Annotated in this window: 20 protein-coding genes and 1 pseudogene; 1 reads left to right on the forward strand and 20 read right to left on the reverse strand. The window is 38.6% G+C overall.

The window, feature by feature from the left end; all coding sequences use genetic code 11:
- Window positions 1-18: 18 nt before the first annotated feature.
- Window positions 19-1,578 (reverse strand): DEAD/DEAH box helicase, encoded by a 1,560-nt coding sequence (locus ACOI1C_RS13270; RefSeq protein WP_422510999.1) that lies wholly within the window; start codon window positions 1,576-1,578, stop codon window positions 19-21.
- Window positions 1,579-1,920: 342 nt separating this feature from the next.
- Between ACOI1C_RS13270 and ACOI1C_RS13275 the strand changes: the two genes are divergently transcribed.
- Window positions 1,921-2,793 (forward strand): DegV family protein, encoded by an 873-nt coding sequence (locus ACOI1C_RS13275; protein WP_422511000.1) that lies wholly within the window; start codon window positions 1,921-1,923, stop codon window positions 2,791-2,793.
- Between the two features lie 163 nt (window positions 2,794-2,956).
- On the opposite strand, the gene ACOI1C_RS13280 is transcribed toward ACOI1C_RS13275, so the two are convergent.
- From ACOI1C_RS13280 to ACOI1C_RS13370, 19 genes and pseudogenes are all read right to left on the reverse strand, one after another.
- Entirely contained in the window at window positions 2,957-4,333 is a 1,377-nt protein-coding gene (locus ACOI1C_RS13280) for a UDP-N-acetylmuramoyl-tripeptide--D-alanyl-D-alanine ligase (protein ID WP_422511001.1), read from the reverse strand.
- 60 nt (window positions 4,334-4,393) lie between these two features.
- The gene (locus ACOI1C_RS13285) at window positions 4,394-5,479 is read right to left on the reverse strand and encodes a D-alanine--D-alanine ligase (RefSeq protein ID WP_422511002.1); all 1,086 of its coding nucleotides are present in this window, start codon (window positions 5,477-5,479) and stop codon (window positions 4,394-4,396) included.
- A 159-nt stretch (window positions 5,480-5,638) separates the two neighbouring features.
- On the reverse strand, window positions 5,639-6,532 hold the full coding sequence (locus tag ACOI1C_RS13290; protein WP_422511003.1) for an NAD-dependent epimerase/dehydratase family protein: 894 nt from the start codon (window positions 6,530-6,532) through the stop codon (window positions 5,639-5,641).
- Between the two features lies 1 nt (window position 6,533).
- Complete coding sequence (locus tag ACOI1C_RS13295) at window positions 6,534-7,733, reverse strand: hypothetical protein (protein ID WP_422511004.1); 1,200 nt, start codon at window positions 7,731-7,733, stop codon at window positions 6,534-6,536.
- The gene (locus ACOI1C_RS13300; protein WP_422511005.1) at window positions 7,727-8,908 is read right to left on the reverse strand and encodes a DUF58 domain-containing protein; all 1,182 of its coding nucleotides are present in this window, start codon (window positions 8,906-8,908) and stop codon (window positions 7,727-7,729) included. The genes ACOI1C_RS13295 and ACOI1C_RS13300 overlap by 7 nt, the downstream gene beginning before the upstream one ends.
- 1 nt (window position 8,909) lies before the next feature.
- The gene (locus tag ACOI1C_RS13305; protein ID WP_422511006.1) at window positions 8,910-9,854 is read right to left on the reverse strand and encodes an AAA family ATPase; all 945 of its coding nucleotides are present in this window, start codon (window positions 9,852-9,854) and stop codon (window positions 8,910-8,912) included.
- A gap of 343 nt (window positions 9,855-10,197) precedes the next feature.
- Window positions 10,198-10,392, reverse strand: coding sequence for a MerR family transcriptional regulator (locus ACOI1C_RS13310; RefSeq protein ID WP_422511007.1), 195 nt, complete (start codon window positions 10,390-10,392; stop codon window positions 10,198-10,200).
- A gap of 362 nt (window positions 10,393-10,754) precedes the next feature.
- The gene (locus ACOI1C_RS13315; protein ID WP_422511079.1) at window positions 10,755-11,123 is read right to left on the reverse strand and encodes an HIT family protein; all 369 of its coding nucleotides are present in this window, start codon (window positions 11,121-11,123) and stop codon (window positions 10,755-10,757) included.
- Window positions 11,124-11,276: 153 nt separating this feature from the next.
- Window positions 11,277-12,095: a hypothetical protein gene (locus ACOI1C_RS13320; RefSeq protein ID WP_422511008.1), complete on the reverse strand. Its 819-nt coding sequence runs from the start codon at window positions 12,093-12,095 to the stop codon at window positions 11,277-11,279.
- Between the two features lie 13 nt (window positions 12,096-12,108).
- The gene (locus ACOI1C_RS13325; RefSeq protein WP_422511009.1) at window positions 12,109-14,529 is read right to left on the reverse strand and encodes a heavy metal translocating P-type ATPase; all 2,421 of its coding nucleotides are present in this window, start codon (window positions 14,527-14,529) and stop codon (window positions 12,109-12,111) included.
- A gap of 72 nt (window positions 14,530-14,601) precedes the next feature.
- On the reverse strand, window positions 14,602-14,808 hold the full coding sequence (gene copZ / locus ACOI1C_RS13330; RefSeq protein ID WP_422511010.1) for a copper chaperone CopZ: 207 nt from the start codon (window positions 14,806-14,808) through the stop codon (window positions 14,602-14,604).
- 13 nt (window positions 14,809-14,821) lie between these two features.
- Window positions 14,822-15,151 carry a metal-sensitive transcriptional regulator gene (locus ACOI1C_RS13335; RefSeq protein WP_422511011.1) on the reverse strand — a complete coding sequence of 110 codons (330 nt, stop codon included), beginning with the start codon at window positions 15,149-15,151 and terminating at the stop codon, window positions 14,822-14,824.
- A gap of 61 nt (window positions 15,152-15,212) precedes the next feature.
- Window positions 15,213-15,794 carry a histidine phosphatase family protein gene (locus ACOI1C_RS13340; RefSeq protein WP_422511012.1) on the reverse strand — a complete coding sequence of 194 codons (582 nt, stop codon included), beginning with the start codon at window positions 15,792-15,794 and terminating at the stop codon, window positions 15,213-15,215.
- Window positions 15,795-15,823: 29 nt separating this feature from the next.
- Window positions 15,824-16,261, reverse strand: a complete 438-nt coding sequence (locus ACOI1C_RS13345; RefSeq protein WP_422511013.1) for a DinB family protein — start codon at window positions 16,259-16,261, stop codon at window positions 15,824-15,826.
- Between the two features lie 160 nt (window positions 16,262-16,421).
- Window positions 16,422-16,796 (reverse strand): ArsR/SmtB family transcription factor, encoded by a 375-nt coding sequence (locus ACOI1C_RS13350; protein WP_422511014.1) that lies wholly within the window; start codon window positions 16,794-16,796, stop codon window positions 16,422-16,424.
- Window positions 16,797-17,024, reverse strand: a pseudogene (locus ACOI1C_RS13355) (SRPBCC family protein); the annotation flags it as partial.
- A complete protein-coding gene (locus ACOI1C_RS13360; RefSeq protein ID WP_422511015.1) occupies window positions 16,990-17,451 on the reverse strand; it encodes a DUF4269 domain-containing protein in 462 nt (153 codons plus the stop codon). The gene ACOI1C_RS13360 and the pseudogene ACOI1C_RS13355, both read right to left, overlap by 35 nt.
- A gap of 166 nt (window positions 17,452-17,617) precedes the next feature.
- Window positions 17,618-18,004 carry an aspartyl protease family protein gene (locus tag ACOI1C_RS13365; protein WP_422511016.1) on the reverse strand — a complete coding sequence of 129 codons (387 nt, stop codon included), beginning with the start codon at window positions 18,002-18,004 and terminating at the stop codon, window positions 17,618-17,620.
- Complete coding sequence (locus ACOI1C_RS13370) at window positions 18,001-18,261, reverse strand: hypothetical protein (protein ID WP_422511017.1); 261 nt, start codon at window positions 18,259-18,261, stop codon at window positions 18,001-18,003. Before ACOI1C_RS13370 ends, ACOI1C_RS13365 begins: the two co-directional genes overlap by 4 nt.
- Between the last annotated feature and the right edge of the window lie 93 nt (window positions 18,262-18,354).

Genomic DNA, 18,354 nt, shown 5'->3' on the forward strand with positions numbered 1-18,354 from the left:
CTACGCCATTGACTTTTACTACTGTTGTTCTTGCTTAGTGCCTACACGGCGTGTTGCTGGTCTTCTACTACCGTTAGAAGAAGATGATGATGATGAAGATGACGGGCGACTTCCTTTAGAACGGTCACGGTCTCCACCACGATCGCGGTCTCTACTACCACTTCCGCTGTTACCTGTTCTTCCTTTATAACCACCTTGACCACCACCACTACCATAGCCGCCTTTGCCTTTTGAAGATTTTCTCTCTTTGGCAACAGTCGGTGGCTCTGAGGTTAATTTAATAGGTGTATCGTCTGGTTCTTTCGTCATTAATCGAAGAGCTGCTGCAATGATAGAAACAGAATCATTCTCTTCTAGCAATTCTTCAGCCGTACGCTTATAGAAAGAAAGATCACTCTTCTCTAGAGTTGAAAGCAGCTTTTCAATAACAATCTTTTGCTGACCTTCTAATGCTTCGTCTAAAGTCGGAGCTTTCATCTTCTCAATTTTGCGATTCGTTGTTTTTTCAATATTTCTTAATTGAGACATCTCTCTTGATGACACAAATAGCAAAGCAATACCATGTTTCCCCGCTCTACCTGTACGACCGATACGGTGAACATAAGACTCAGGATCTTGTGGAACGTCAAAGTTGTATACGTGAGTGACACCTGAAATATCTAGACCACGAGCTGCTACATCTGTTGCAACAAGGATTTCAATTGTGCCTTCTTTAAATTGACGAAGAACAGACATACGCTTAGCTTGTGTCATATCTCCGTGAATTCCTTCTGCTGCATATCCACGTGTTGTCAAAGCTTCTGCAAGCTCGTCAACTCTACGCTTTGTACGACCGAAGATGATAGCTAGTTCTGGCGATTGGATATCCAAAAGACGAGTTAACGTATCAAACTTCGTTTTTTCATGTACTTCTAAGTAGAACTGCTGAATATTTGGTGTAGATAATTCTTTTGCTTGAACCTTTACAATTTGAGGATTATTCATAAAGCGCTCTGCAATTCGTTGAATTGGAAGAGGCATTGTCGCTGAGAAAAGTAGAGTTTGACGCTCAGCTGGAACCTCTGAAAGAATGGCTTCAATATCCTCAATGAACCCCATGTTTAACATTTCATCTGCTTCATCCAAGACAACTGTTTGGATATTTTGTAGACGTAGTGTTTTTCTGTTGATGTGGTCAATCAGACGACCAGGAGTTCCAACAATAATGTGTGGTGGCTTTACATTTTTCAAAGCACGAATTTGACGGGAAATATCTTGACCACCATATATAGGTAGAACACGAACTCGCTTTGCAGATCCAATTTTATACAGCTCTTCAGATACTTGGATTGCTAATTCTCTTGTAGGTGCAATAACAATTCCTTGAATACGATCTTCTGCAATGTCGATCTTTTCGAGCATTGGAATACCAAACGCTGCCGTTTTACCTGTTCCTGTTTGTGCTTGCCCAATAACATCATGCTTTTGTAAAGCAATTGGAATGGTCTGTACCTGAATTGGCGTTGCCTCTTCAAACCCCATTTTACTAATTGCTTTCATTAAATCTTCACTAATTCCTAAATCTTGAAATTTACTCAATCTGACATTTCTCCTTTATTATTCAGTACTTTTTTTATTGCACGTGTGGAAATTGACCTTTTACAAATTCCGTACACTCATGAATTTCATTTATTAAGTAATACTACTACATATATATTTTTACCTATATAAAGAAAAAGCATTCCCATTTTGGAATGCTGGAAGTTGTAAAAAGTGGCATATTCCAATCACTATTCTTCATCTTACCATTTTTTATTCTTTATTACAACATTCTCTATTTTTTTACGTTTCAACTGAACTGTGATAAAATCAAAAAAGCATGGGTAATAGTAGGTTTTCCATCGTCCTAATAGGACTAAAAAATATTTAAGTAGGTGCGATATGGGTGTTAAATTAATTACGGATAGCAGCGCTGATTTACCAAAAGATCTAAAAGAGCAATATAATATAGATGTTGTACCTCTGAATATTCAATTTGGAGACCAACATTTTAAAGCTGGAGTGACCATTGATAATCATACATTTTATCAAATGATGCGTGAATCTAAAGATTTACCTAAGTCAGCATGTCCTGCTCCCTATGATTTCCTAGAGTCATTTAAAAAGACTTCTGAAGAAGACGAATTAATTGTTTTGACGATTTCAAAAGCATTAAGTGGTACATATGACAGTGCTGTCCTAGCTAAAAAGATGCTTCTAGAAGAGCAACCAAACCGAAAAATTGAAGTGCTTGATTCAAGCACTGGCTCGCCTGGTATGGTTCTCCTTAATGTACAAGCAGCACGAGACATTGAAGCTGGGAAATCATTTGAAGAAGTGGTAGAAGCTTTAAAGGAAGCCATCTCTAGAACCAATACATTTATCTTATTAGAAACACTTGAGAATGTGATAAAAGGCGGCCGACTTGATCGCTTTAAAGCTACCATTGCAAACGTTCTAAACATAAAAATATCCCTCCGCGTTGATTTAGAAGGGAAAATTGAAGTATTTGAAAAAGTCCGAGGAGATAAAAAAGCACTACGTCGCTTCATCGACACAATCGGTGAATACACAAAGGAATTCGAAGAGAAGATTGTCACTCTCTCACACAGTAATTGTGAAGAGAAGGGCCGAGCAGTTTTAGCAGAAATTATGTCTAAATATCCTTTTAAAGAAGGAATCTTAACTGAGATGGGCCCACTGATCGGAACCTATGCCGGTGAGGGTGGAGTCGTCATATCCTTTCAAGGTCCGAGAAGAAATCAGAAGGTGTAAATCTTAAAAACTTGGTTCTACTTGGAACCAAGTTTTTTATGTTCTAGGCCAGAAAGGATAGAAAACTTTTTCGATCATATATCCTCTCATGGAAAATCCTTCTTTCTCTTCCATCAGATTTTCTGCAAATTACACCCTCAACTAAAAAAGATGACAGCAACGATTAGCCGTCACCCTTCAGAGCTTCTACAACTTCTTCGAGCTTCATCCCTCGAGATGCTTTTACCAGAATTGCATCCTTTTCACCAATAACTGAAACTAGCTCCCTAACCAGCTCATTCTTATCCAAAAACGACTTTACTCGGCCAACTCCAAGCTTTTCCTTTGCACCACGAGCAATCCACTGTCCTAGGTTTCCATACGTATAAACGTAATCTACTTTAGTAGGATCCACTGTTTTTCCTGTTTCCAGGTGGAACTCTTCTTCGAGGTCCCCTAGCTCAAGCATGTCGCCTAAAACTAGATATTTTTCCCTATATCCCTCAAGGTCCTGCAGCAATTTGATTGCAGCCTTCATTGAAGTCGGGCTAGCATTATATGCATCATTAATGATTGTACTCCCATTTCTACCTGGAATAACTTCGGCTCTCATTTGTGTCAGCTCTAGCTTAGATAATCCACTAACGATGTCCTTTAACGGAACGTCAAAAGCCTGCCCCACTGCGACAGCAGCCAATGCATTATATACATTATGCTTTCCGAGTACAGGGATATAAAATGATTGCAGGGCTTTGTTGCTACTGAAAGTTGTTCCACTCCGGTCTTGCATCACGACATTAGGATAATAATCGTTTGTGTTCTCCTGCCCAAAGGAAATCAATTTGGCATGTTCATATCGACCAACACGCTCTTGTAATAGCGGTTCGTCACCGAAGTAAATAAGGGCGCCATGATCCTTTAAGCCTGCTGTTATCTCTAGTTTAGCCTCAGCAATTTCTTCTCTAGATCCTAAATCCTGTAAGTGTGATTCTCCAATATTCGTGATAATAGCCGCATCTGGTTCAGCAATCTTGGATAGTAATTCAATTTCCCCTCTACTACTCATTCCCATTTCGAGAACTAAAACCTCTGTATCCTCAGCAGCTTTTAAAATAGATAAAGGTAAACCAAGATGATTGTTTAAATTTCCCTCTGTTTTTTGTACATTAAATACACTAGACAAGACCGCGTATACCATATCTTTTGTTGATGTTTTCCCATTGCTTCCCGTTACCCCGACAACTTTCACATTCAATTCGTTTCGATAGGCTTGCGAGAGTTGTTGAATGGCGGCTACCGTGTCTTCAACCATAATCAGCGGAACATCCTTCGGGTAATCAAGTTCATTCTTCTCCCACAAAGAGGCCACTGCCCCCTTTTGAAAAGCATCCTTCACAAACTTATGGCCATTAAAACGCTCACCTTTAATAGGAATAAATAGCTTTCCAGCTAGGTCGTCTCGGGAGTTGATGGATACACCATGAATAGACAAATTAGACTCCCCAACTAGTTCTGCACCATGTATCATTTGTTGCAAATCATGTAATGTACGCTTTATCAAAAAGATCACTACCCCTTTTCTGAAAAAGAAACACCATTTACTAGAAATGGTGTGTTCTTTTTAAAATGTATGTTTGATCTGTTGTTTTTCTTCGTGTCTCTCGAGCGCAAGGCCGACTAGTCTCTCAATTAGTTCTGGGTAGGAAACACCTGTGTTCTGCCACAATAGTGGAAACATACTAAACGGCGTGAAACCTGGCATTGTGTTTACTTCGTTGATAAGAAATTCACCATCTTCTGTTAAAAAGAAGTCTGCTCTCACAAGTCCTGCACCATCAATGGCTTTAAACGCACGGATTGCATCTACTTTAAGCGTCTCGTATTGCTCTTCTGTAATATCTGCTGGAATGATTAACTCTGTATTTCCATCTTCATACTTGGCCGTATAATCATAAAAGTCTTTTTTCGGTGCAATTTCACCAGCTACCGAGCACTCTGGATCATCATTGCCGAGAATTCCAATTTCAATTTCACGCCCAACAATGCCTTCTTCGACGATGACTTTTCGATCAAATTGGAAGGCCTCCGCGCATGCTACCACTAATTCCTCGCGGTTTCTGCATTTACTGATACCTACGCTTGATCCAAGGTTTGCCGGCTTCACAAAGCAAGGATAGCCTAACTTCTCTTCAATTTCTCCAGAAAGCTCTTCTTTCTTTCTTTCCCATTCCTTACGAATAAATGAAACATACTTTGCCTGCTTTAAACCAGCTACAGCAAATAAGTTTTTCATAAATACCTTATCCATTCCAGCTGAAGAGGATAGTACACCATTTCCAACGTAAGGAATATTCATTAGTTCTAAAAGGCCTTGAACCGTTCCGTCCTCACCATTTGGTCCATGTAATAATGGAAAGATGACATCTATTGTTTGTTCTTCGTTTGTTTTTTGTGTTGGAAATAACTCTCTGTTTAAGGCAACTGGAGATATTGTATTTCCAGCAGTCGATAGTTCTAGTGCCTTCACATTTTCCGCAGGTCCTTCTAGCTGCCCGCCTCGAACCCACTCTCCGCTATCTGTGATGTAGATAGGGTTTACTTCAAATTTGGTTAAATCCAATGCTTTTGTCACAGCAAGTGCTGTTTGAAGTGAGACTCTATGTTCAGCCGATTTTCCACCGTATAAAAGACCTAATTTTATTTTCATTATTGTTCCCCCCAGTTAGTATATAACCACAGCTTCACTGCGGAAACCCTTATGACACAGGTCAAATACATCTCAAATTGGACGTAAACCATCTTTATGATTATACATCTTTCTTGTAAAAATATATATGATACTTACTGCTCGTTTCAACACAAACCACTAGTTTTTACTTGCATAGCTCTCAATCAGAGGAATCAGAATCTCTTCAACCTTACCAAAGTTAAATCCGGATTGCTTGGCCTTAAATGCACAAATACTCCAACTGCCCCGCATGCTGTAAGGAGTAGCGATTCCTATTGGCCATTCATCAGACTCGATAACATCCGCCTTTTTCCCTGTTGCTTTCTCGATTTCACTCACAAGTTGCCTGTGTGTCCATTGCCCATCAAGAGCTGCATTCCACACTCCTACCTTGTCATTTTCCCCAAGCCAAAATAGGAATTGAGATGCTTTTTCTGACGAAATAAAACCTAAACCATAGTCTAAATTATGTATTCCAATTTGTTGACCATTCTGAGCTCGATCGACGATTACCTTTAACCGATTGGTGTAATCATCTGGACCCACAACTAACGGAAAACGAACAATAGAAACAGGAACAGGCGAATTCTCTAGTAAATAAGCCTCACATGCTCGTTTAGCCTCCTGATAGCCAGCCAATCCAGGATATTGTGTTCTGTCTTTTAAGTCATACTGAAATGTTGCCGGGTCAAAATTTTCTTCAACATGCTGTAATCCAAACTCATAAACAGCCATGGTTGATGTGAAGACGTACTGCTTAATACTGCGCTTCACAACGTCTAGAACATCCTTCACCTCTAGTGGTGAATAAGCTGTCTGATCGTAAACGACGTCCCACTTCTTGCCTTGTAGTCCTTGCTGAATAGTTTCTTTTTTTGCCCGGTCAAGCTCAATTCGTTTCACACCATCGCCAAAAGGATCTGCTGCTTGCCCTCTTGTTGCAATGGTTACCTCCACCTCATGACTTAACAATAGCTGCACAAGTCTCTTCCCGAAAAACATTGTTCCCCCTAAAACTAATGCTGTTTTCACTTTATTTTCCCCCAATTTTCGGAAATTTGGTTTTTATGTTTTTGACTCCCTTGCGATACAGGTCAGCATCATTTTCCTTAAAATCTGCTGAGCCATATCTATACTGCCGGTATATTTTTAGAACTTCAAGTGAATTGGGGTCCGATAACCCTATTCTCTCAAACCATTCCTCAGCTGTTTCAGAAGGCATTCGTTCTTTCCCTCTTTTTTTCATATAGATTTGTAGCTTATGAAATTGAATTCTCACTTCGTTTTTTCCGGTACCACTATATAGAGTTTGCTTCAACTCTTTTAGCGGTCTGAAAAAGGAACCTCGATTACTTAATTCCTCCCCCAATAGGATACTACTTCCATCCACCCCTTCCTTTAGATGCTTTCGAGTCAAATAAAGGATAAGACCGACAACGGTTACGATAACAAAAATAAAAATATATAGCATAACTTGGTCAAAAGTTCCGTCTTGAGCTTCATTTACACTTGTAAAGGGTTCATCCTGAATTTCACTTAGGCTTGCTGCAATCTCCTTATAGCCCTCATCACCCGGTTTGAATTTCTCAATCAACCAGGTAAGAGGGTAGCTAAATAGTAAGGCAACTCCTTGCCCTAAATAAGGGAAGGTTGACCGAAGAACATATAGACCACTTTGAAAAACGGCGATGATCAAAACAAAAGAGATTGCCAAATAAAGAAGTAACATTTGATAACTTTTTTTCATAAAGTACCATTGGTTTTTTCGAAGCTGAATAAGGATTCGAATTGCCAGAAATAAAAATAAAAGTACTAAAAACCAGCTCACATATTCTTGTAAAAAATCTCGATTAACCATCAACAAGCCAAAAGTAGAAGCTAGTACAATGCTTAACCAAATTCCTTGACTTTCTATATAAGGCTCTTTTATATGTGCATACATTCGCCAGCAGCTAAAAAGAACAACAGCTGCAATCGTTATGTAGCTATTCCCAACTTGGTAAAGAAGAAAGAATTGAACAACCGGAATCAGCGCATAAACTCCATAATGTACTTGACCTAATTTAAGCTGAATCCATCTTATAGCGATAATAGGCCATAGATAAATAGTCAGTAAATGAAGAGGATTTATAGTATCTGTTACAACTCTTGATAACATGAAGAAGCTGATCACTTCAAATAAACACATGAAGAAAAACAGTAGAATCGATAACCGTTCCTGTTTGTTTAACATCGAGTTAATGTCCCTCCAATTTCCGCAGAATTCAGCTCGTAAATCGGTACGGAATGAACGTGATGATTAGGTACAGACCGAACCATCTCTTGCTTTGAAATTCCACACAAAATGATACACGTTGATTGACGTAAGCTTAACTCTACTCTATTTAGAAATGGCTCCATTTTTACTGATGAGCTTGTTTGGTCGATTCGAGCTAATAGCTCTAATCCCCTAATACAGTGCTCATTTCCTGATCCTTCTTCTAAATGGAGGATTTGGAGTTTATTCTTGGCTAAAATGTTTACAAACAGCTCAAACGTTGCCCCAATCCCCACCGCCCTTTGAAACAAATAGGCAAGATGACTAAGTCGGTTTTCTAGATCACTAGATACAGAGAATGTAAATCGATCATTTTTTTCTTCTTCCATAATGTTTAAAAGGAATGTCCATTTTTGATACGTCGTTTTCTCTAAGATTTTCGTTTGTAATATCCCTGTTCTTGCCGTTGCCTTCCAATGAATCTGCTGAAAAGAGTCTGGTGGTGTATAATCACGCACTCCTGAAATCAGGGTAGGATCCTGGTAATACGAATAAATTGTAGGTTGGTTACCAATCTCATTTGATACTAATGCGTCGACTCCACTTACCGACTGTAACTTTGGCAAAACGAGAATTTCCGTTTTAAAGAAAGGTTTATACAAGAAACCCGTACTCCCTAAAAATAAAGGATCGAAGACTTGCAGTTCAATATTACGTAAAACAGCTCTTCCTCTTTTATTCGCGCTAATCTCTAACTCGTATTCTTCTCGACCACTTGAGATATCAAAAAAGAATTCGGTCGTCTCTCTTCTTTCTAGTTTATTTCTAGCATTCTGTATATGAATGACATTTCCTGTTTGAAAAGATAGCTTTCCATAATAAAGTTGGATAATACTTTTACCCGTTATTTTGAAAGGTATCTTTACGACTTCATCTGGAAAAAGACGTACTGTCTTACGAATATTTTTCAATTGAAGTGTCACGTATTTATGATAAAAATGTGAAAACACAAACACAACAATTATACTCACTAGCATAATAGATAACGTCAGGGAGAGCATGAAATAATTCCAGATTGATAGAAACACAACTAATAAAAGGAGAGCATTTTCCCGTTCTGTTTTAAAGGTTTCCTTCGTCCACTCCTGCACGTTAAACTCCAGCCTCTACCGGTGCTTCAGAGGTTTTCATGATCTCCTCGATAATTTCATGCTTTGTCGCACGAAGGCTACCCTCCATATTGAGTTGAAGTCGATGACTTAACACGTATGGGGCCACCTTTTTCACATCGCCAGGAGTCACATAGTCCCTACTCTCTAGAAGAGCTTTGGCCTGTGCTGCCTTCATAAATGCAAGTGTTCCACGAGGACTCACACCTGCTCCCACATATTCATGATCTCTCGTTTTGTGGACAATCGTTAGTATGTATTTTTCCATATCGTCTGATAAAAGAACCTTTTGTACCTGCTCCTGAAGCGAAATAAACTCTTCAATAGAAGAAAAGTAGGGTTCAATATTTTGCAAAGGCTCTGTTAAACGGTACATCTTCATCATTTGTTGTTCCTCATCAAAGCTTGGATACCCCATTTGAATACTCATAAAAAAGCGATCAAGCTGAGCATCGGGTAATGGAAATGTTCCTTGTGATTCTAGTGGGTTTTGAGTCGCCAACACAAAAAATGGTGCAGGTAAAGCTACGGTCTCATTGCCAATCGTGACTTGGCGCTCTTCCATCGCCTCTAGTAAACTGGATTGTGTTCTCGGAGTTGCACGGTTAATTTCATCGACTAATAATACATTCGCCATAACAGGACCCAAACGGATCTCAAATTGTTTTTCCTTCGGGTTGAAAAATTCCACACCCGTCACATCGCTCGGCAAGACATCCGGTGTGAATTGAAGTCTTCTAAACTGACCTCCTAAAAGCTTTGAAATGGTTTTCGCCAGCATCGTTTTCCCAGTACCTGGTACATCCTCTAGTAATACATGCCCCCTGCAAAGCATTGAAATAAAGATTAATTCTGTTGTTTCCTCTTTCCCAATCACTACTTTACTTACTGCTTCCCTTAGATCGTCTCGAATGGTTGAAATAGACATGATTGATTTTCCTCCGTTATTTAAATTTTGTAATATTATTATACTATTAATTTGATTTAGGGGGAATTTGGAAGTCAGGTAGATCTTTAATATGTAAAAAAGGGTCTTCAAGAGTTTACTAGTTGATTAGTAGAGTCCCCAAACTATTTCAATATTCGCCGGAATGATCATCTCTTTTTTCCATTTATTCATTTATCTCTACTCCATTCCCATACTCTATGAATGAGTCAATTTCACTAATCAAATTTCCTATTTTAACTACTTGTTGCTTCAATTTACTCTTCTTCTCCTGTAATAGATCTTCTAAATCATCCAATGAACGCTTTTTAACAACCTCCAGCATTTATTGAATTGAAAAATCAAAATTACGCAAGTAATATAACAACCTCACCGTTAAATATGAATTGTTGTCATAGTTAGCATAATGGCTAGTGGGATTCACATAAACAGGTTCCAATAGCTTAATCTCAGCGTAGTAACTCAGCGTCTCTTTCGTCAGTTCTGTCATCGATGCAAACTCACCTATGCGACAAATCATTATCCCCCTCTCGAAACCTACTATAAACTATGTGGTGCACCACAGTGTCAACTATCAAAAATACTAGCGATGTTAAAATAATCAAAGATATTTTATATTCATATAAATATACATAGAGATCTAGAATAAATAGAGTTTCGCAGTAATAAATATAGATATAGGACCATTCTAGGAGGTAGTAGCTTTGAAAAAAGTGGTAATTATTGCTATAACAATTCTGGTCATATTAAACATAATGTACTTTATTACGACCACCTCACCGTTATAAAGACTATTGAGTCATAGAGAGTTACTGGTTAGAATGGAAATGCGATGTTAGTCTTGCGATTGATATGTGTTAATTAAATAAAAAACTTAGCCAATTAATTATTAGCTAAGTTTTTTACTATTTTTAAAGCATCTTTAATTTGTAACATTACTTTTTCAAAATTGGTTTCTATATTTGGAACTTCCGTTTCGTTTTCTGTAAAGAAATCTGAAAAGTTTTGTCCTATATATCTTGGGGCAACGTGCATATGATAATGTGTTAAATCATTAAAGATACCGCCACTTTGATAGATTGTTATTCCATCTGGATTGTAAACCAATTTTAGAGCTTTCGAAATTAGTATGGAAGCCTTCATTACTGCACTTGAAGTTTCACGATCAAATTCGTCGACATCTAAGTAATGTTGTCTAGGTAATATCAGTGTATGCCCATTATTAAAGGGTTCATGGTCTAAAATGTAGATGTTTGTTGCTAAATTTACATCCTAAACAATTATATTCTTTCTCCATATTTTCAAGCTCCTATTTCGTTGTTAAAAGTGAAGTTCGTCAAAATTGATATAGGAAAATCTATTATCCTTAGAGGATTTATGTTTTTCGATTTGCTTTTTTAGTCTCTATTCAATCTCCACCGTAAACGGATACGTATACACTTCTCCGTCAATCTGGAACTCAGCCCATAGCTTAAAAATGCCCGATTCAGCAAATTCTGTTATGAACTTTGTTTCATCTTCATTGGCTGGATGAACGTGAACAAATTTCTCTCCCATTTCATCCAATATAACCACATGTCCCATTGCCCCTAGGTACGGCTGTAAATTTTCGCCATTTGGAAATACAAATGATAGTGTGATCTCCTCGTTTGCTTTTAAGGATGTTGGGTTGAATTCAACTTTTACTCCATTTACTGTTTTACTGAGTTCTGTATCAGTCTTTAAACTTGTATGTCCGTGACTCTCTCCTTCTTCACCGATGGTAAAGGTTTGAGGGTCAACGCTGTAAGATAAATCTCTAGGTTTGATATCTATAAAGGCTTTATAAGTGCCTTCTTCTAAGGACTTTACCATCACAAATTCCCCTGGCTCGACTTCTTCTGGGTGGAGGTGAAAATATTGATCTAGATGCTCATCTACTACGATGAGATGAAGTAGTTTTTCATGGTTGACTTGAAGTTCGACAGGATTCCCTTCCTGATCTTTTAAAGAGATGTTCATTTCTGTTGATGTCGCTTCAAACTGAACATTTACCGTACTATTACTACTAGCTGTCCCATTCGAATCGTATCCTTCACCTTCTGTTTCACTCGCTCCACCATGACCTCCATGACTATCATCTGAAGCAGTGGAGTCACTTGGAGAGCTCACGGCAGCATAGATAGAATATCCAATAACTACAACTAGCAAATACCCAACTGCTGATAACGCCCATTTTTTCATCTATCTTCACTCCTTAAAATTTCACCTTTTGTAACCGAAGCGCATTTAATACAACTGACACAGAGCTAAATGCCATTGCCGCTCCCGCTAACCATGGAGCCAAGAATCCTAAGGCTGCGATTGGAATGCCTATTACGTTATAGCCGAAGGCCCAGAATAAATTTTGCTTTATATTCGTGATTGTTTTCTTACTCATTAGGATTGCATCGGCAATCGCGTGTAAGTCACCACGAATTAACGTGATATCTGCTGCTGCAATTGCTACATCTGTTCCCGTTCCAATTGCCATGCCGATATCAGCTAAAGCAAGAGCAGGAGCATCATTAATCCCGTCCCCAACCATGGCCACTTTTTTTCCTTCTTGTTGAAGTTTTTTGATGGCTTCGGCTTTTCCTTCAGGTAACACCTCTGCAAAAACTCGGTCAACGCCAACCTGTGCTGCAATCGCTTTTGCTGTACGCTCGTTATCACCCGTAATCATAATGACTTCGAGTCCCATATTCCGGAGTCTTGTAATAGCTTCCTTGGATGTTTCTTTTATGGTGTCGGCAACTGCTACAATTCCAGCTAATTTTCCATCAACTGCTACAAGCATAGCCGTTTTTCCTTGTTCCTCTAATGCTTCCATTTTCGGCAAAGCTACATCTATATTGACTTCGAACTTTGCCATTAGCTTTCTTGTTCCAGCTAGAATCGTTTGATTTTTCACATTCCCCTTAATCCCAAATCCAGGAATGTTTTCAAAATCTGTTACCTCTTGTAACGGTATGCCTTTATTTTTAACACCTTCTACGATCGCGACTGCGAGTGGATGTTCAGAGTTTTTCTCAACTGATCCTACTAATTCTAGAAGCTTTGTCTGGTCAACATCTCCAAAAACAACGGTATCTGTTAATTCTGGAGCACCCTTTGTTATCGTTCCTGTCTTATCTAACACAACTGTGTCTATGGTATGAGTGGTTTCTAGATGTTCTCCACCTTTAAACAATATACCGAATTCAGCTGCACGACCAGAACCTGCCATAATTGATGTAGGTGTGGCTAGCCCCAGAGCACATGGACACGCAATAACCAAAACAGCAATTAGTTTTTCTAGGGCAACTGCAAATTCTCCCGGACTTACCCATATATACCATACTAAAAAAGTAATGACGGCAATCACAACGACAATCGGCACAAAGATCCCCGAGATTTGATCGGCTAAACGTTGAATCGGAGCTTTTGAACCTTGAGCCTGTTCAACAACTTTAACAATTTGAGCTAATGCTGTATCTTTTCCAATCTTTGTTGCCTTCATTTTAATAAATCCATTTTTGTTGATCGTGGATCCAATGACATTGTCTCCGATTGTTTTATCAACCGGAATACTTTCACCTGTAATCATGGATTCATCTAGAGCGGAACGTCCTTCAACAATTTCTCCGTCAACCGGCACTTTTTCACCTGGTTTAACATGAATGATGTCACCGACGATTACTTCTTCAAGAGATAGTTCAAGCTCTTCACCATCACGAACAACGATAGCTGTTTTCGCCTGTAAACCCATTAACTTCTTTATCGCCTCTGAAGATCGTCCTTTTGCTTTTGCCTCAAACAGTTTCCCAAGTATAATCAGGGTTATTAAGATAGCACTTGTTTCATAATACAGCTCCACCATTAGTTCATTTGAACCTATTGAGATAATGGATAGGTATAAGCTATAAAAATAGGCGGCCGACGTACCAAGTGATACGAGTACATCCATGTTGGCACTTCCATTTCGCAATGCCTTGTAAGCACCAACATAAAACTGTTTCCCGACGACAAATTGTACGGGTGTTGCTAGCGCCAGCTGGACCCAAGGATTCATTAGCATTCCGGGTAAATAGATCCACGATGTGAACTGGAAATGACCCACCATTGCCCATAGTAATGGGAGTGAAAGAATCGCTGAAAAAATGAACTTCCCTGTTTGCTTTTCTATTTCAGCCTGCCGATGATCCACCCGATCTGCTGTATTCTCTTCCTTCAGCTTCGCTCCATAGCCTAGCTTTTCAACACGAGTGATTATATCTTGGACAGAAGTCTCTGAAGAGTTGTATTCGACACTCGCTGTTTCTAGGGCTAGATTAACCGTAGCCTTTCTGACACCTTCTACTTTGTTTAACCCTTTCTCAATTCTTGCCGAACAGGCCGCACAAGTCATCCCTGTAATGGTGAATTCTTTCTTCTCAAGAGCAACCCCATAACCAAGGTCCTCGATTTTCTTTTGCAAAGCTTCAGTAGAAGTTACCGATGAATCATATTTAATCGTTGATTTCTCTAATGCTAAATTGACAGTTGCTTGCTCTACACCCTCGACCTTTTTCAATCCTTTTTCGATTCGTTGGGCACAAGCTGCACAGGTCATTCCCGTAATTTGTAGAGTGGTTTCCTTTCCGGAATTACTACTCATATCTTTTCCTCCTCCCCATATACCAAACGGGGGTATATTTGTCTCCAAAAGAAAAGTGCTTTCTAAGCACTATTACGCTACATCATAACCCTGATCATCAATGGTATTCTTAATTTGATCTAGTGTTACTTCTGAATCATTAAATTCGACATCCACAGTCCCATTTCCTAAGTTAACCTTAACTTCAGAAACACCATTTAACTTTCCTACACTACCTTCAACCGCATTGACACAATGACCACAAGACATACCCTTAACATTTAACGTTACCTGTTCCATTATAATTTCCTCCTTATTTTTTCATTAATCTTTGAATGGTTACTAAAAACTCATCCAGTACTTCTTGATCGCCTTCTTGAATTCTTTCGACAACACAGCTTTTTAAATGTCCTTCTAACAATAATTTCCCAACACTATTTAAGGCAGATTGAATGGCCGAAATTTGAGTGATGACATCGTCACAATACGTGTCCTTCTCGATGAGGCCCTTAACTCCTCTAATCTGACCCTCTATACGATTTAACCGGCTGATTAGATTTTTCTTCGTCGTTTCGGAGTGATGACTCTTTCTTTCATGATCAACAGTGGAACAACATTCTTCAACTTGATTCTGTTCATCCATATTGTAACCTCCTCACAATCATAATATACCACAGGGGGGTACCTTGTGCAAACTTTTTATTTTATTTTTTAAGCAACAAATGATCCACTTTGTTATGACTAGTAATCGTCCACTTTTCACCATTATAATGCAACTCGGTGATCCCACCGTTATCCACCCGACTTTTTCCATGTCCCATTTCCCCATTCGAGATCACGGAAAGCATGGAGTTAATAACTGCACCGTGAGCAACAACGATAACCTTCTTATTAGAATGGTCATTCAATACTTTTGATAATGCACTCATTGTTCGTTCTGCAAAAGAATCACGATTTTCCATTCCAGCAATGACTCCATCTGGAAAGGCTAGAGCCAGTTCTTCCTTCGTCATCCCGCTTCCTTCTCCAAAGTCTAATTCCTTTAACTCCTCAATTTCAAAAACCATTTCTTGCTTAATATGCTCATTAATTGCATATGCAGTCTCCTTCGCACGCTTCATAGGACTAGAGATTAGTACATCCCATTCGAGATCCTTAAGAAACAAACCACATGCATGGGCTTGCTTGGTTCCATTTTCATTGAGGCTGGTGTCTTGTATGCCTTGCAGCCTTCCTTGTACATTCCAATCGGTTTCCCCATGCCTAATTAAAAAAACGGTTGTCATTACGCTTCCCCCATGAACTCAATAATTTGTTATTTATGTTTAATGTCGTGCTGTATGTGTGATTCAAAATAAGCAATGACTGTTTTTTCACCTTGTCCAAGTTTTATGACACTATTATATACTTCATCTGGCAGTTCTTCTAAGTGGTCCACGACTAGTCCTTTTGTATGCAAGTACTCGTTAATTAAATTTTCTTTACGAATACCTGATCTCGCATAAATTGAAGCATCTTTATTCATCTTCTCGGCATTAATATCTAACTTCGGAAAAGGCAAACCTTTACGGATATAAGGAATACGGTGTTCCAGAAAGAAACGATCCCACGTGATAAAATGAGAGATCACATCCGCTGTTCCCCATTTCCCTTCACTAAATGACTGAAACCATAACAGATCATTCATTTCTATTAGACTATTAGCCCACTCAAGCATCGCTCTTTGGTCATTTAGTAATTCTACCTTACCCACAATCGATCACCAGCTTTTTTTTACCATTATAGGTAAGATCTCAGTGTTTTTCTAGTGAAAAGGCTTGTGTTCTTCTAAATGTATTGATACTATTTTGCCTGGATTCTTTGCACTAAAAAAGGGCGCCTTATCAAAAAGGCGGCCTTAAACTATTTTCCCATTAATCGTCGGTTTTCCCATCAGATTTAGATATTACGAGGCTTAAATCACTTTTCTCCTCATTTTCCACCAAATGTTTAAGCATAGAAATTTTGTTATCCCAAAATTGTTCGTAAAAGGAAATCCATTCCTTCACTTCGAGAAGTGCCTCGGGTTGTAGCCTGTAGCGTGTTTCCCTTCCCACTTTCTCTACACTAACCAGCTTGGAATCTGATAATATGCGTAAATGCTTGGATACAGCTGTGCGATTTATTGGAAAATGCTCGCTTATTGCTGTAACAGGCATTTCCTTGTCCACAAGTAATCTGAGTAGCTTACGGCGGGTAGGGTCGGCGATTGCCTGAAATACATCGTGCTTGGCCGAAGCTGTGAACATTTAAGCCTCAACCAATTTTTGTAGTTGTGCAACAATGAATCCCCAACCTTGTCCCATCTTGCCGCGCACTTCCGTATGAGGCTTCCCAAACTCTGTAACCTTTTCTGCATCCCAACCTGCATGGATAAGTGTGAATTCAGTCTTACCTTCAGACTCTTTTAACTCAAAAGTAATTTCCCAATCCTTACCCCAATTAAATCCAAGGCGGTTCGTAGGATCGCCCTTGGTTCTTTAGGTTAATGACTTCTTCTCTTAAATGAGGGGAGTCTTTTAAAATGTAATTTTCGATCACCATATGCAAATACGCATACTGTCTTTCAACTGGTTGCGACTTCCCAAACAACTCAAACTCAAACCCATCATAAAGAAAGTTTGCTTTACTTACCGCCTTATCTCGTATGGTTAACCTATTTTGTTTGAAGGAATCTAAATTTCCATAAAGCATATGTACCTTCTGTTCAAATTCATTGAAATCTTTAACATTCATAATAATATCCAAATCAGATCCTTCAATATCAATACCTAGCGGAAAAGTACCGCAAAGAACAGGCGCATACCGAGCTAAGTCTTTCAGTATCCCAAGGGTAACTAATGCTTTATAAGCCTTCTTATGTTTTTCGTTACCTAGTTTGAGTATTACTAGTGAGTTGAACATGGTCTTCTTATATCACCTGACCTCTATTTCTTAACCTTTTTTAGCCAACTATTCCTAGTGTAATATTTCATTTCTTGCAATCATAAAGAAAAAATACACTTCAAACGATTTCATTCTAAAGAAAAGACACCTAAGAAACATTGAGTTTCCTAGGTGTGATATAAACCTATTTATATTGTGTTTCTAGTAGATTAAAATCAATAATAAGTCCTGTTTTCAGCATAAAGTCAAAACCCAATAACCCATTAAATCCATACATATCTTGAATCATACCAAGCTGTATATTGAAATCACTTAACAACTGACCATCTACAGACAATCCATTCACTTTTTGCTGATTACAAACTTCACCCTTTCCACCGACACCATACATGGTTGTTGCTACTCCATGAACAAAATCAATCGTCAAGCCTATTTCATCCATTAAATCAGTATCAAAGATTGTAACGGCACAGCCTGTATCAACTAGTACATTATTAAACATTTTACTTTCACCGGCATATTCAATTCTAACTGACGCAATAGGAAGACCATTCTCGACACGAATCCTCATGATTGCCCTCTGATACCAACAAAAAATTGTTCAACTACCTCAGCTTTTTCCTTAGATGTATGAAAAATATAAAGTTCTTTATCAGGATTATTTTTATGCAACTTCTTGTATTCCTTCCAAGCAACCATATTTTCCTCAAAATAGGAAATAATAGACATCTCCTTGATTGTCCGAATGTTATTTTCTGAAATTGTTGCTAGAGCTTCTATTAATACAATTTGATTTGGATAACGTAATCGAACTTCAGACCAGTCCATTGCGACACACCTCCGATTTAACTACTTATCTATATACTAACAAATTATTAAGGATTGTAGAAATGGATGTTTTCTCAGAGTGGTTGTTGCACT

The sequence above is a fragment of the Bacillus sp. DJP31 genome, from assembly GCF_049310945.1.
Classification (GTDB): domain Bacteria; phylum Bacillota; class Bacilli; order Bacillales; family SA4; genus Bacillus_BS.